This is a genomic window from Lentzea sp. NPDC059081, assembly GCF_042738015.1.
In the GTDB taxonomy this organism is placed as follows: domain Bacteria; phylum Actinomycetota; class Actinomycetes; order Mycobacteriales; family Pseudonocardiaceae; genus Lentzea.
The window spans coordinates 21,894-36,006 of the sequence record NZ_JBHYGW010000016.1 but is presented as its reverse complement, the minus strand read 5'-3'; the positions used below and the strand labels follow the sequence as shown (position 1 = coordinate 36,006).

At 71.3% G+C, this 14,113-nt stretch carries 9 protein-coding genes; 6 read left to right on the top strand and 3 right to left on the bottom strand.

Annotated elements, in window-relative coordinates; translation table 11 throughout:
• Window positions 1–337 precede the first annotated feature (337 nt).
• A complete protein-coding gene (locus ACFWV3_RS29490; RefSeq protein ID WP_382415820.1) occupies window positions 338–1,102 on the top strand; it encodes an alpha/beta fold hydrolase in 765 nt (254 codons plus the stop codon).
• Here the strand turns inward: ACFWV3_RS29490 and ACFWV3_RS29485 are convergent.
• Window positions 1,077–3,257, bottom strand: coding sequence for an ATP-dependent RecD-like DNA helicase (locus ACFWV3_RS29485; protein ID WP_382415818.1), 2,181 nt, complete (start codon window positions 3,255–3,257; stop codon window positions 1,077–1,079). The two genes, ACFWV3_RS29490 and ACFWV3_RS29485, sit on opposite strands and share 26 nt — an antisense overlap.
• Window positions 3,258–3,341: 84 nt before the next feature.
• Between ACFWV3_RS29485 and ACFWV3_RS29480 the strand changes: the two genes are divergently transcribed.
• From ACFWV3_RS29480 to ACFWV3_RS29460, 5 genes are all read left to right on the top strand, one after another.
• Window positions 3,342–4,016 carry a response regulator transcription factor gene (locus ACFWV3_RS29480; RefSeq protein ID WP_330852237.1) on the top strand — a complete coding sequence of 225 codons (675 nt, stop codon included), beginning with the start codon at window positions 3,342–3,344 and terminating at the stop codon, window positions 4,014–4,016.
• Window positions 4,016–5,032: an ATP-binding protein gene (locus ACFWV3_RS29475; RefSeq protein ID WP_382415816.1), complete on the top strand. Its 1,017-nt coding sequence runs from the start codon at window positions 4,016–4,018 to the stop codon at window positions 5,030–5,032. The genes ACFWV3_RS29480 and ACFWV3_RS29475 overlap by 1 nt, the downstream gene beginning before the upstream one ends.
• A gap of 122 nt (window positions 5,033–5,154) precedes the next feature.
• Window positions 5,155–7,281, top strand: a complete 2,127-nt coding sequence (locus ACFWV3_RS29470) for a DUF4153 domain-containing protein (protein ID WP_382415814.1) — start codon at window positions 5,155–5,157, stop codon at window positions 7,279–7,281.
• A gap of 101 nt (window positions 7,282–7,382) precedes the next feature.
• A complete protein-coding gene (locus tag ACFWV3_RS29465) occupies window positions 7,383–11,120 on the top strand; it encodes a Pls/PosA family non-ribosomal peptide synthetase (RefSeq protein ID WP_382415812.1) in 3,738 nt (1,245 codons plus the stop codon).
• Window positions 11,117–12,316: a M1 family metallopeptidase gene (locus ACFWV3_RS29460; protein ID WP_382415811.1), complete on the top strand. Its 1,200-nt coding sequence runs from the start codon at window positions 11,117–11,119 to the stop codon at window positions 12,314–12,316. Before ACFWV3_RS29465 ends, ACFWV3_RS29460 begins: the two co-directional genes overlap by 4 nt.
• Here the strand turns inward: ACFWV3_RS29460 and ACFWV3_RS29455 are convergent.
• Window positions 12,279–12,938 carry an NUDIX hydrolase gene (locus tag ACFWV3_RS29455; protein ID WP_382415809.1) on the bottom strand — a complete coding sequence of 220 codons (660 nt, stop codon included), beginning with the start codon at window positions 12,936–12,938 and terminating at the stop codon, window positions 12,279–12,281. The genes ACFWV3_RS29460 and ACFWV3_RS29455 overlap by 38 nt on opposite strands.
• A complete protein-coding gene (locus ACFWV3_RS29450) occupies window positions 12,889–14,112 on the bottom strand; it encodes an adenylosuccinate synthetase (RefSeq protein ID WP_382415807.1) in 1,224 nt (407 codons plus the stop codon). Before ACFWV3_RS29450 ends, ACFWV3_RS29455 begins: the two co-directional genes overlap by 50 nt.
• Window position 14,113 lies beyond the last annotated feature (1 nt).

Genomic DNA, 14,113 nt, shown 5'->3' with positions numbered 1-14,113 from the left:
GATCGTCGCCAGTCCGTTCGACCGACCGGATGATTACCGTCCGGTCCTTGGGACGCGGGAACAGCTCACTTGGCGCGCTGTGACGAAAATCAATACCATTTGACCCAGCACCGCAGCGGTTATTGTGCAGTGAAGCCGAAACCGACTCGACGGACAGCGAGGTTCGCACACACCCCAGTCGCGGAAGAAGCGGGAGATCAGGCCATGGATCATCTCTACAACGACGGTGTCGCTGAGATTTCGTTCCCCTGGCGCGGTTCTCTCGCGGACGACGACGAGGGGCTGGAGCCGACCATCGTCCGCAGCATGGACTGACGAAAACCCGGGGGTCCCACGCATGACCGGCCTGTCCACCCTCATCAGGGGCACAGGCCCCGCGCTGCTGCTCGTGCACGGAGCGGGAGGCAGTGTCCAGGCCAACTACGGGCCGGTCCTCGCACCGCTGACCCAGCGCTTCACCGTCGTGGCACCGGACCTGCCGGGGTCCGGTGCCTCGCCGAACGCCGCGGGGCCGCTGGAGCTGGAGGCGCTCGCCGACGACCTGGTGGCCGTCGCGACCGGGGCCGGGCACGAGTCGTTCTTCGTCGCCGGCTACTCGATGGGCTGCGCGGTCGCCGTGACGGCGGCCGTCCGGCATCCGGAACGGGTGCGCGGGCTGGTCCTGAGCGCCCCGTTCGCCAGGATCGACGCGGCGACGAGGGCCAGGGTCGACCGCTGGGAGTCGTTGCTCGCCGGGCCGCGCGAGCCGCTGGCGCGGTACGTGCTGTCGGTGATGTGCGGCGAGCAGTACCTGTCCCGGCTGTCCCCAGCGCAGGCCGACGGCCTCGTCGAGCTGATCGGCGCGAGCGTGCCGCCGGGTGCCCGTGCGCACCTCGACCTGCTCACCAGGATCGACCTGACCGACGTGCTGCCGCGGGTCACCGTGCCGACGCTGGTGATCGGCGCGTCCGGCGACCGGCTGCTGTCCCACGACCTCGGCAAGCAGGTCGCGGACCTCGTCCACGGCGCCGAGTACGCCGACATCGCGTGCGGGCACGCCATCGCGCTGGAGTCCGCGGCGCCGTGGGCACGGCTGGTCACGGACTTCCTGGCATCGGTGTAGTCCGGAGGCGGTGGGCCAGCGCCGTGTGGCGGCGGCCCGCGCCGACCGTGCGGACGGCCTGGCCGATGGCCCGTTTGCTGCCCACCAGCACGACGAGCTTCTTCGCGCGCGTGACGGCGGTGTAGAGCAGGTTGCGCTGCAACATCATCCACGCGCTGGTCGTGATCGGGATGACCACGCACGGGTACTCGCTGCCCTGCGAGCGGTGGATGGTCATCGCGTACGCGTGGCTGAGCTCGTCGAGCTCGGAGAACTCGTAGTCGACCTCTTCGTCCTCGTCGGTGCGGATCGTCAGCTTCTGCTCGACGGTGTCGAGCGCGATGACGACGCCGAGGGTGCCGTTGAAGACGCCGTTCTTGCCCTTGTCGTAGTTGTTGCGGATCTGGGTGACCTTGTCGCCGAGCTTGAACACCCGGCCGCCGAAGCGCTTCTCCGGCAGGTTGTCGCGCGACGGCGTCAGCGCCTCCTGCAGCACGGTGTTGAGCGCGCCCGCGCCGGCCGGGCCGCGGTGCATCGGGGCGAGGACCTGGATGTCCTTGCGCGGGTCGAGCCGGAACTTGCGCGGGATGCGGTTCGCGACGACGTCCACCGTCGTGGTCGCCGCCTCCTCCGCCTCGTCCGTGGCGAAGAGGAAGAAGTCGGGCATGCCCTGGACGATCGGGTAGTCGCCGCTGTTGATGCGGTGGGCGTTCGTCACGACACCGGACTCCTGGGCCTGCCGGAAGATGTGCGTGAGCCGGACGTTCGGGACCGGGCTCCCCTGCGCCAGCACGTCCCGCAGCACCTCGCCCGCGCCGACGCTCGGCAGCTGGTCGACGTCGCCGACGAGCAGCAGGTGGGCACCGGGCGGGACAGCCTTCACGAGCTTGTTGGCCAGCAGCAGGTCCAGCATCGACGCCTCGTCGACTACCACCAGGTCGGCGTCCAGCGGGTGGTCGCGGTCGTACGCCGCGTCGCCGCCGGGCCTCAGCTCGAGGAGCCGGTGCACGGTGCGGGCCTCGTGACCGGTCAGCTCGGTGAGGCGCTTGGCGGCACGGCCGGTGGGCGCGGCGAGCACGATCTTGGCGCGCTTGGCCTGGGCCAGCCGGACGATCGAGCGGACCGTGAAGCTCTTGCCACAGCCCGGTCCGCCGGTCAGCACCGCGACCTTCTTCGTGAGCGCGAGCTTCACGGCGTCGGCCTGGTGCTGCTCCAGGTCGGTGCCGAGCCAGGCGAAGGCCTTGTCCCAGTCGACGTCGGCGAAGCTCGGCATCCGGTCGGTGTCGGCGTGCAGGAGGCGCTTGAGCTGCGCGGCCATCGAGATCTCCGCGCGGTGGAACGGGACCAGGTAGATGGCGATCTCGTCGTCCGGGAACTCCTCGCGGACGACGCCCTCCTCGTCGACCAGCTCGGCGAGGCACTCGATGACGAGGCCCGCGTCGACCTGGAGGATCTTGATGGCCTCCGCGATGAGGGACTGCTCCGGCAGGTAGCAGTCGCCGCCGCTGGTGGCCTCGGAGAGCGTGAACTGCAGGCCGGCCTTCACACGTTGCGGGCTGTCGTGCGGGATGCCGACGGCCTTCGCGATGACGTCGGCGGTCTTGAAGCCGATGCCCCAGACGTCGCTCGCCAGCCGGTACGGCTCCTCCTTCACGACGTCGATGGCCTTGTCCGTGTACTGCTTGTAGATCCGGACGGCGAGGCTGGTCGAGACGCCGACGCCCTGGAGGAAGACCATGACCTCCTTGATGGCCTTCTGCTCCTCCCAGGCGTCCGCGATGAGCTTGGTGCGCTTGGGGCCGAGCTTCGGGACCTCGATCAGGCGCTCGGGCGTGTGCTCGATGACGTCCAGCGCGGCGACGCCGAAGTGCGTGACGATCTTGTCCGCGAGCACCGGCCCGATGCCCTTGATGAGACCGGAGCCGAGGTAGCGGCGGATGCCCTGGATCGTCGCGGGCAGGATCGTCGTGTAGTCGTCGACGTGGAACTGCTTGCCGTACTGCGGGTGCGAGCCCCAGTGGCCGCGCATCCTGATCGACTCGCCGGGCTGGGCGCCGAGCAGCGCGCCGACCACCGTGACCAGGTCACCTCTGCCCGTGTCGACCTTGGCGACGGTGTAGCCGTTGTCCTCGTTGGCGTAGGTGATCCTCTCCAGGACCGCGTCGAGGACGTTCATGCCCAGAACCTACATCGAGCTTCTGCACACGATCTTCACAACTTGTCCCGGCGTCCTCCACGACCTACCCATAAAGTCGCCGGCATGACAGGTCAGCGCCGGGTGCTCGTCGTGGAGGACGACATCACGATCGCCGAGTCCGTGGCCGCCCGGCTGCGGGCGGAGGGGTTCGTGGTGGCGGTCGCCCACGACGGCCCGTCGGGGGTGGCTCAGGCTGCGGCGTTCCTGCCCGACCTGGTGGTCCTCGACGTGATGCTGCCGGGGTTCGACGGGCTCGAGGTGTGCCGGCGGATCCAGGCGTCGAGGTCGGTGCCGGTGCTGATGCTGACCGCGCGGGGCGACGAGACCGACCTGCTGGTCGGGCTCGCCGTGGGGGCCGACGACTACCTGACGAAGCCGTTCTCGATGCGCGAGCTGGCGGCACGGGTGCACGTGCTGCTGCGCCGGGTGTCGCGGGCGGTGTCGTCGCAGTCGCTGGAGCTGGGCGACCTGGTGATCGACCTGGCCGCGCGCCGCGTGCGCAGGGCCGGCGTCGAGGCGCACCTGACGCCCACGGAGTACGACCTGCTGGTGTTCCTCGCGGAACGCCCCTCCGCCGTGCAGGCACGGGAGCGCCTGCTGGCGGAGGCGTGCGGGTGGCACGAGGGAGCGTCGTCGCGGACGGTCGACAGCCACGTGAAGGCGCTGCGGCGCAAGCTCGGGGCCGACCTGATCAGGACCGTGCACGGCGTGGGGTACGCGCTGGAGGTGCCTCGGTGATGAGAGGTGCCCCGGTGGTGAAGCGCGTGCTGGAGCTGATCGACCTGCTGCCGCGCCCGCTGGACTCGGTGCGGTCGATCAAGCTCAAGCTGGGCATCGTGATCGTGGTGTCGGGGTGCGTGTCGTTCGCGTACTTCCGCTACTCGACGGGGTGGCTGCCGCCGCGGACGACGCTGATGGCCCTGGTCCTGGGGCTGTTGACGTCCCAGCTGCTGGCGCACGGCATGACCTCGCCGCTGCGCCAGATGACCGCCGCGGCCCGGTCGATGGCCTCTGGCGACTACTCGCGCTCGGTGCGCGCCACGTCGTCGGACGAGGTGGGCCAGCTCGCCGAGGCGTTCACGGTGATGGCCTCCGACCTCGCCGCCGCCGACCAGCAACGCCGTGAGCTGATCGCCAACGTGTCGCACGAGCTGCGCACGCCGATCTCGGCGCTGCAGGCCGTGCTGGAGAACGTGGTGGACGGCGTGGCTGTCGCTGACGCCGCGACCATGAAGACCGCGCTGGCCCAGACGGAGCGGCTCGGACGGCTCGTGACGGAACTGCTGGACCTGTCGAAGATCGACGCCGGGGTCCTGTCGTTGAACCGCGAGACGCTGTCGGTGTCGTCCCTGGTCGCCGACGTGGTGGCCGAGGCGGCGGTGGCGGCGCCGTCGGCTTCCTTCTCGATCGACGTTCCCGGAGATCTCGTCGTGTTCGCCGACGGGGAACGACTGCACCAGGTACTGGTGAACCTGGTGGACAACGCTGCCCGGCACGGACCCACCGGGGGGTTGGTGTCCGTGACCGGGTGTTCGTCCGGTTCGTCCGTGGTGCTGGAGGTGCGCGACCAGGGGCCGGGGATCGCCCTGGCCGACCGGTCGCGGATCTTCGAGCGGTTCACCCGAGGGGAGAGGGCGGGCGGTGGCGGGACGGGGCTCGGTCTCGCCATCGCCCGGTGGGTGGTGGACCTGCACGGCGGGACGATCGCGGTGGTCGATCCCGGGTCGTGCATCCGGGTGACCCTGCCCCGCTGACCTCCGCCCGCTGGTTCCGGCTCGCTTTCGTTCGCTGACTTTCAACTGACTTCTGGTTCTGTTCGCGCCGGCTGAGCCGGTGCGACGGTGAAGCGCGCCCGTTTTCGGGCTTGGGAGATGACATGACTGACTCTGACGCCTCTGACGCGACCTCCGGCTCGACGCCGGACGCCCCGCGGGGGAAGGCCGCGGCGCGGCGGTACCGGCAGTTCCGGAAGGTGGGGTACCGGCCGGTGGCGGAGGGCTCAGGTGAGCCCGCCGAGAACGCCGAGAACGCCGAGAACGCCGAGAAGCCTGGCCCGGCGGACGAGAAGCCGGCTGCCGGGCCCGCCCCTGCCACCGCGAGCAAGGCGGGCGCTGAGGCCAAGCCGGGCGCGGGCGAGGAGCCCGCCGCAGCAGACGAGGCGCCACGCCATCTCGCCGACGACCAGGCAGGCTCGCGCAGGGGTACCCCCGAACCGGGAACCCCTGCGACTCAACCTACTCAGGAGGTCCGACAAGATCCTCCAGCGCGCAAGCCGGCGGCCGCGGCTTCGAAGCCCACCGCGACTGCCGGGTCCTCCGCTGAGTCCAAGCCCGCCGACGCGAAGCCGGGGGCCGGCGCCGAGCCGGCCGCCGAAGCACCCGAGCCCGAGGCGAAGCCCGCCGCGGCCGAGAAGCCCGCGCCCAAGCCGGTCGCGGACCCGAAGCCCGCCGCGGAACCCGCCCCGGTCCCCCAGCCCGCCCAGGTCGCCACCGCCACCCTCCCCCCACCGTCACCGTGGCAGGGCCCGCCCCGTTACCCCAACCCGCAGGTCGTCATGTCCACCCCCGGCGTCCCTTTCATGCCCTGGTGGAAGCCACCCACGACCGGCGCTCCCACCAGGGTCCTGCTCGTCGGCCTGGTCGCGGGCCTCGCCGGAGCCCTCCTCGCGCCGGTCAACAACGGCATCGGCTGGTTCCTCGCCGGACTGTGCGGGGTCGGGGCCGTGCTGTTCTACGCGGGCAGGCCCACGGTCGAGCGGGCGCTGTGGCTCGCGGGGGCGCTCGCGTTCCTCGCCATGGGGTTCCTGCGGGCGGCTGAGTGGATCTTCCCGCTCAGCGTGCTGGCGTCCATGCTCTGCGGCTCGATCGCGATGGCGGGCGGCAGGACGGTCAAGGGCCTCGTGTTCGGGTCGATCGGGGTCGGGCTCGCGAGTCTGCGGTCGATCCCGTGGGTGGCCAAGGGGCTCAGCCGGCGCGGGCCGGTCGGGATCCGGCCGTTCGTGTCCGCCGGGGTGGCGGGGGTGCTGCTGCTGGTCTTCGGGTCGTTGCTCGCGGGGGCGGACAAGGGGTTCAACGACTTCCTCGAAGGACTGGTGCCGGACCTCGAGGTCGGCGTCTACGTGCGGATGGGGTTCTTCGGGGTCGTCGCGGCGCTCGGGGCGTTGGGCGCGTGCTACCTCGTGGCGGCGCCGCCGGCGATCAACGAGGACGCCTCGGCTAAGCCGGGGTCGTTGCGGCTCAAGGACTACGGGCTGCCGGTCGGCGTGCTCGTGTTGCTGTTCACCGGGTTCGTGGGGACGCAGCTCGCGGTTTTGTTCGGTGGTGAGGCTTATGTGATGAAGACGGCCGGTGTCACGTTCGCGGAGTACGCGCGGTCCGGCTTCTGGCAGCTGCTGTGGGTGACGATCCTGACGCTCGGCGTCATCGCGGCCGTCGCGCGGTTCGCGGTCAAGGAGACCGCGCGGGAACAGTTGTGGCTGCGGGTTCTTCTCGGTTCGCTGGCTGTTCTCACACTGGTCATCGTGGCGAGTGCCTTGAGCCGCATGTGGTTCTACCAGCAGGCGTACGGGTGGACGGTGCTGCGGTTGCTCGTCGCGTCGTGCGAGGTGTGGCTGGCCGTCGTGTACGTGATGGTGATCGCGGGCGGAATCACGTTGCGCGCCAACTGGTTGCCCAAGGCGATCGTCGCGACCGGTGCCGCGTTCTTCCTCGCCGTGGTGGTGCTGAACCCCGAACGGGTGGTCGCCGACTACAACGTGTCGCGGTTCGAGGCCACGCAGAAGATCGACGCGGAGTACCTGTCGCGGTTGTCGGAGGACGTGGTGCCGGCGCTCGTCAGGTTGCCCGAGCCGCAACGGTCGTGTGCTTTGCAGTACTTGAAGAATCGTCGCGTCGAAGAGGACTGGCGCGACTTCAACCTGGCGCGGTACAACGCCCGCAAATCACTCGAAAGTGTTGCGGTGACTGAGGTCACCTGTGAGCCGACCTACTCGGGTGAGCGGTAGTTCGTTAAGCACAGGTAAAGTGGCAGGTCTGCAAGTTTGCCGAGAGGGTGAGAAGTGACGCTCAAGTGACCATTGCGGCTGAACCCGTTGTCCTTCGATCGATGTTCACGGCAGGCGAGGCGCCCACCCCGCGCACCCTCCTGGACATCCTGCGCACGAGTGCCGAACAGCACCCGGAAGCGCTGGCCGTCGACGACGGCACCACCGCGCTGAGTTACCGCGCGTTGCTCACGGAAGTACTGGAACTCAAGGACAAGCTCGCCGCCGAAGGTGTCGGGGTCGGCGACCGGGTCGGCATCCGCGTGCCGTCCGGGACCGCCGACCTCTACGTCTCGATCCTCGCGGCACTGGCGGCCGGCGCGGCCTACGTGCCCGTCGACTTCGAGGACCCCGACGAACGGGCCGAGCTCGTCTTCGGCGAGGCGCAGGTGAGCGCCGTGCTCGGCGAGGGCCGGTCCCTCGCGCTGCACGGCACCACGCTCGGCGTGCCCGGCGAACCCGGTCTCGACAACGACGCGTGGATCATCTTCACGTCCGGCTCGACCGGCAAGCCCAAGGGTGTCGCCGTGACGCACCGCAGCGCGGCCGCGTTCGTGGACGCCGAGGCGCGGCTGTTCCTGCGCGACGAGCCCATCGGCCCGGAAGACCGCGTCCTCGCGGGGCTTTCCGTCGCGTTCGACGCCTCCTGCGAGGAGATGTGGCTCGCGTGGCGGCACGGCGCCTGCCTGGTGCCCGCGCCGAGGTCGTTGGTGCGCACCGGGATGGACCTCGGCCCGTGGCTGGTCGAGCAGGAGATCACCGTCGTCTCCACGGTGCCGACGCTGGCCGCGCTGTGGCCGGTCGAGGCGCTCGACGACGTGCGGCTGCTGATCTTCGGCGGCGAGGCGTGCCCGCCCGAGCTGGCCGAGCGCCTCGCGGTGCCCGGCCGTGAGGTCTGGAACACCTACGGGCCGACGGAGGCGACCGTCGTCGCCTGCGCCGCGCGGATGACCGGTGAGGGTCCCGTCCGCATCGGCCTGCCGCTCGACGGCTGGGACCTGGTCGTCGTGGACGCGCAGGGCGAGGTCGTGCCCATGGGCGAGTCCGGCGAGCTGGTCATCGGCGGCGTCGGCCTGGCCCGCTACCTCGACGAGGCCAAGGACGCCGAGAAGTACGCACCGCTGCCGTCGATGGGCTGGCACCGCGCCTACCGCAGCGGCGACATGGTCCGCGCCGAGCCGGAGGGCCTCGTCTTCCTCGGCCGCGCGGACGAGCAGATCAAGCTCGGCGGCCGGCGCATCGAGCTGGGCGAGGTCGACGCCGCACTGGCGGCGCTGCCCGGTGTCGCCGGTGCCGCGGCCGCCGTGCGCACGACGCGGGGCGGCAACCAGATCCTCGTCGGCTACGTCGTGGCCGAGGACGGGTTCGACCAGGCCGCGGCCGTCGAGCAGCTGCGGGGCGAGCTCCCCGCCGCGCTCGTGCCGTTGATCGCCGTCGTCGACACGCTGCCGACGCGCACGTCCGGCAAGGTCGACCGCGCCGCGCTGCCGTGGCCGCTGGAGTCCATGGACACCGCGGGTGTGGTGTTCTCGGGCCTGGAGGGCTGGCTGGCCGAGCAGTGGGCCGCGGTGCTGGGCTCCGGACCTGCTTCCGAGGACGCGGACTTCTTCGCGTCCGGCGGCAGCTCGCTGTCCGCGGCGCAGCTCGTCTCGATGATCCGCACTCGCTACCCCAGCACGTCGGTGTCGGACGTCTACCAGAACACGACGCTCCACAAGCTCGCCCGGCGCCTGGAGTCGTACGGGCAGACGGCCGAGGTGCACGAGGTCGCGCCGACGCCGCGCTGGACCGGCCTGGTCCAGACGCTGCTGATGATCCCGCTGCTGACCGTCGCCGGCGCGCGCTGGGTCGTCGCGCTGACGGCGCTGTCGAACGTGCTGGGCTGGACCTCCGTCTCGTGGTGGTGGGTCGCCGCCGGTGCCGTGGTGTTCCTCAGCCCCGCCGGACGGCTCGCGATCTCCGCCGGCGGCGCGCGGTTGTTGCTGCGCGGCGTGAAGCCCGGCGAGTACCCGCGCGGCGGCTCCGTCCACTTGCGACTCTGGACGGCCGAGATGCTGGCGCAGCTGTCCCGCGCCACCGAGCTGTCGGGCTCCTGGGTCACGCACTACGCGCGGGCGTTGGGCGCGAAGATCGGCCCCGGCGTCGACCTGCACTCGTTGCCGCCGGTCACGGGCATGTTGAAGGTCGGCCGCGGTGCCGCCGTCGAACCCGAGGTCGACCTGTCCGGCTGGTGGCTCGACGGTGACCGGCTCCGCATCGGCCGCATCCGGATCGGCGCGGGCGCGACGGTCGGGGCGCGCAGCACGCTGTTCCCCGGTGCGAAGATCGGCAAGCGGTCCGAGGTCGCGCCCGGTTCGGGTGTCGTCGGCTCGGTGCCGACCGGGCAGCGCTGGGCGGGTGTCCCGGCGATCCGCGAGGGCAAGGCGGCGCGCTCGTTCCCGTCGCGGCGCCCGGAGCGGTCGCGGTTCTGGAACCTCATGTACGGCGTCTCGTCCGGTCTGCTGGCCGCGCTGCCGCTGCTCGCGGCCGCTCCGGCCGTGCTGTACGTGCTGCGCCGGCCGGTGACGCTCGCGAGTGCGCTGTGGGACGTGCCGGTCGCCTCGGTGATCTGGTTCGGCTCGTACGCGCTGCTGGTGCTGGCCGCCGTGCGACTGCTCGGCGTCGGCATGCGCGAGGGCCACTACCCCGTGCACAGCCGCGTGGCGTGGCAGGCGTGGACGACCGAGCGGTTGATGAACAACGCGCGCTCGGCGCTGTTTCCCCTGTACGCGTCGCTGTTCACGCCGGTGTGGCTCCGTCTGCTGGGCATGAAGGTCGGCCGTGGCGTCGAGGCGTCCACGGTGGTCGCGCTGCCGAAGATGACCCGCGTGGGCGACGGCGCGTTCCTGGCCGACGACACGATGGTCGCGTCCTACGAGCTCGGCGGCGGCTGGCTGCGCATCGCCACCGCCCGCGTGGGCAAGCGGGCGTTCCTGGGCAACTCGGGCATGACCGCGCCCGGCCGCACGGTCCCGAAGGGCGGGCTCGTCGGTGTGCTGTCGGCCGCTCCGAAGCGCGCCAAGGCCGGGTCGTCGTACCTGGGGATGCCGCCGATGAGGCTGCCGCGGGCGGCCGAGGTCTCGGACCAGTCGCGCACGTTCGACCCGCCCAAGCACCTGATGTGGGCGCGGGCGCTGGTCGAGCTGTGCCGGTTCGTGCCGGTGATGCTGAACGTGGCCCTGGTCGTCGGCGTGCTCTTCGCGCTGAAGGAGTTCGGGCTCTGGTGGTCGGGCGTCGTGCTGTTGGGCGCCGGCGTGGCCGCGTGCCTGGTCGCGGTGGTCGCCAAGTGGGTGCTCGTGGGCCGCTTCAAGACCCGGGAGTACCCGCTGTGGTCGGCGTTCGTGTGGCGCAACGAGCTGGCGGACACGTTCGTCGAGGTGCTCGCGGTGCCGTGGCTGATCGGGTTCTCCGGCGGCACGCCGATCATGAACCTGTGGCTGCGCTCGCTGGGCGCGTCCGTCGGCCGCGGCGTGTGGTGCGAGTCGTACTGGCTGCCGGAGGCCGACCTGGTGTCGCTGGGCGCCGGTGCGACGGTCAACCGCGGCTGCGTCGTGCAGACGCACCTGTTCCACGACCGCATCCTGCGCATGGACCGGGTGGCGCTGGCCGCCGGATCCACTTTGGGCACGCACGGCATCGTGCTGCCCGGCGCGTCCGTCGGCGCTCACACCACGATCGGACCCGCCTCGCTCGTCATGCGCGGAGAGGATGTACCGTCGGGAACCCGTTGGCTGGGCAACCCGATCTCCGCGTGGACATGAGCTTCTCCGTACACCATTACGCACTAGAGCTGGACTACAAGCCGCACTCCGCGCGCCTTTCCGGGCGCGCGGTGCTGCAGGCTTCCTGCACTTCTCCCCTGACGTCGTTCTCGCTGTCCTTCGGCTCCCTGCGGGTCTCGAAGGTGCTGGTGAACGGCAGACCCGCCCGCTACGGGCACGCCGGCGGGGTGCTGAACGTCCGCGCCGCCGTGCGCGGCCAGTTCTCGGTCGAGGTCCGCTACTCGGGCACGCCCAAGCCGATCTCGACGCCCGAGTGGGGCGACCTCGGCTGGGACGAGCTGACGGACGGGTCGATCGTGGCCTCGCAGCCGATCGGCGCGCCGTCGTGGTTCCCGTGCCTCGACGAGCCGTCGTCCAAGGCCTCCTACCACCTGGAGGTGACGGCGCCCTCGCCGTACACGGTGGTGTGCAACGGGGTTCTGGTCGACGGCAAGGTGTCCGGCAGCACCACGCGCTGGACGTACTCGATGGCGTCGCCGATGGCCACCTATCTCGCGACCGTCCAGATCGGACAGTACGTCGAGGCGTTGCCGGGCGTGTGGGCGCCGTCGAGGTTGAGACGACTGGTGGCGCACGACTTCGCCCGGCAGAACCAGATGATCTCGCTGTTCTCGTCGCTGTTCGGCCCGTACCCGTTCGCGAACTACTCCGTCGTGGTGACCGACGACGCGCTGGACGTTCCCGTTGAGGCGCAAGGCCTGTCGACGTTCGGGTCCAACCACGTGGACGGGCGCCGCGGGGCGGAGCGGCTGGTGGCGCACGAGCTGGCACACCAGTGGTTCGGCAACTCCGTCGGGCTGGCCGCGTGGGAGCACATCTGGCTCAACGAGGGCTTCGCCTGCTACTCGGAGTGGCTGTGGTCCGAGGCGTCCGGCGGTCGTTCGGCGGACGCGTGCGCGGCCGGGGCGCGGGACCTGCTGCGGCGCCTGCCCCAGGACATCGTGATCGGCCGGCCGGAGCGCGCCGACTGGTTCGACGACCGGGTCTACAAGCGCGGAGCCCTGACGTTGCACGCGCTGCGCAAGGAGATGGGCGACGACTCGTTCTTCGCGCTGCTGCGGGAGTGGTGCCGGCGCCACCGGCACGGTGTCGTGACGACCGACGACTTCCTGGCGCTGGCCGGGCACCGCGACCTGCTCACCCGCTGGCTGTTCGAGCCCGAGCTGCCTCGCTGACCCACTTCCAGACCAACGGCGGCCGTCCCCCCTTGGGCAGCGCCGCGGCGTGCTCGGCCGTGCGCTCCAGGCCCGGCACGCGGTCCATCGTGCGGCCCAGGTTGGCCGGGTAGGGGCGGTCGCCGGTCAGCGACTCCGTCACGTCGAGCGCCTGCGCCGTGGTGAACTCCGGCCCGAGCAACCCCGCGGTGAACGGCACGTCGCGCCACAGCTTGTCCGCCAGCAGCGGCAGGCAGTCGGCGACGATCCGGTCGTGGTCGAAGGCCAGCGCGGGCAGGCCGCCGATCTCGTTCCACACAGCCAGGTCGCCGGTCGGACGGCTCACGGTCGCCCACAGCGCGATCGAGAGCGTCGGGCCGCGCGGGTCGCGGGACGGCTCGTCGAACATGGCGAGCTGCCCCGTCGCCGTCACCGACTCCTCGGCGAGGCCGAGCTTGCCGGTGACGGCCCTGGTGGTCGCCTCGCGCAGCCGCTCGCCCTTGCCCAGCAGAACGCCGGGCAGGGCCAGCTCGCCCGCGAACGGCTCCAGTGCGCGCGGTGCCACCCCGAGGAGCACCGCGCGGGCGTCCGGGTCAAACCGCAGCGCGATCACGTCCACCGACACCAGCGTCGACTCGATCATGGCGTGGATTCTCCCGCACCTCGTAGTCCGCCCTGGACGGGCCCGCCCCGGTGACGAGCACGTCGACCCCGACCAGTTCTCGCAGGTAGGACACGGGATCGGGCATGTCCTCGACCACCTGCCCCGAGGCGATCTTCACGCCGTCGGCGTCCAGGTGCGTGACCGCCAGGCCGTCGACACCCCCACAGCAATCGACGGAGTAGCGGAGCAGGTCGGCGTCGAGGTGCCCGGCCCGCCACGCGCCCTGGAACTCGCCAGTGCCGTTGTGCACCTCCGGGAACCTCGCGAGCACGGCCGGGTCCTCGGTGGGCAACGGGCCGGCGCCGTGCCGGGTCTGGTAGGTCCTGGTCACGCCGAGCACGCGGGCGCCGCGTCCCCCGAGCAGCGTGCGCGCGTTGCGCGGCGTGACCGTCGACCAGGTCGTGTGTGGGTGGAACCCGTGGGTCTCGTCCAGCAGCACTCCCTGGGCCCCCTCGAAGACGAGCCTGCCCGCGTCCGCGAGCCTGCCCGCCTCGTCGCCGGTCGTGACGCGCACGGCGTCGGCGAACGCCCGGTAGAGCTCGACCAGCTCGTCCACGACCGGCCCGGCGCCGATCAGCGGCTCGTAGAACCGGGCCAGCGCGTCCAGCTTCCGCCGGAGCCCGCGCGGGTCCAGGCAGTCGCCGACGGTCGGGGCGGGGCACGGATCGCCGAGCACCCGCTGGTCCTCGACGACGTCTCCCCGCGCCGCCTTCCGGTCGCCGAGCAGCCCGTACCAGACGGTCTCGCCGATCCCCTTGCCGCACGACCCGTGCCTGTCCTGCCCCCTGGCGGTCTCGCGGGCCCGGTTCGCGGCCACGTGGAACGGCGTGGTGAGCAGCGCCCCCGCGTCGACCGACATCAGCGACAGCGGGTCCGCGACTCCGATGGCCTCCAGCTCACGCGACTCGGTCGCCAGCGCGATCGGTTCGACGAGCACGAACCGGGACAGCCAGGTCGGCACACCCGCGAGCGTGCCGGACCCGAACTGGCTGAACGTGTGGTGCCGGCCGTCGACGACCACGTTGTGCGCGGCCTGCGCTCCCCCGTTGAACCGCACGACGGCCGACACCGGCCCGTTCGCGCACAACGCGTCGACGACGGCTCCCTTGCCCTCGTCGCCGAACCCGAGCCCGACGACGATCACGTGGTCCATC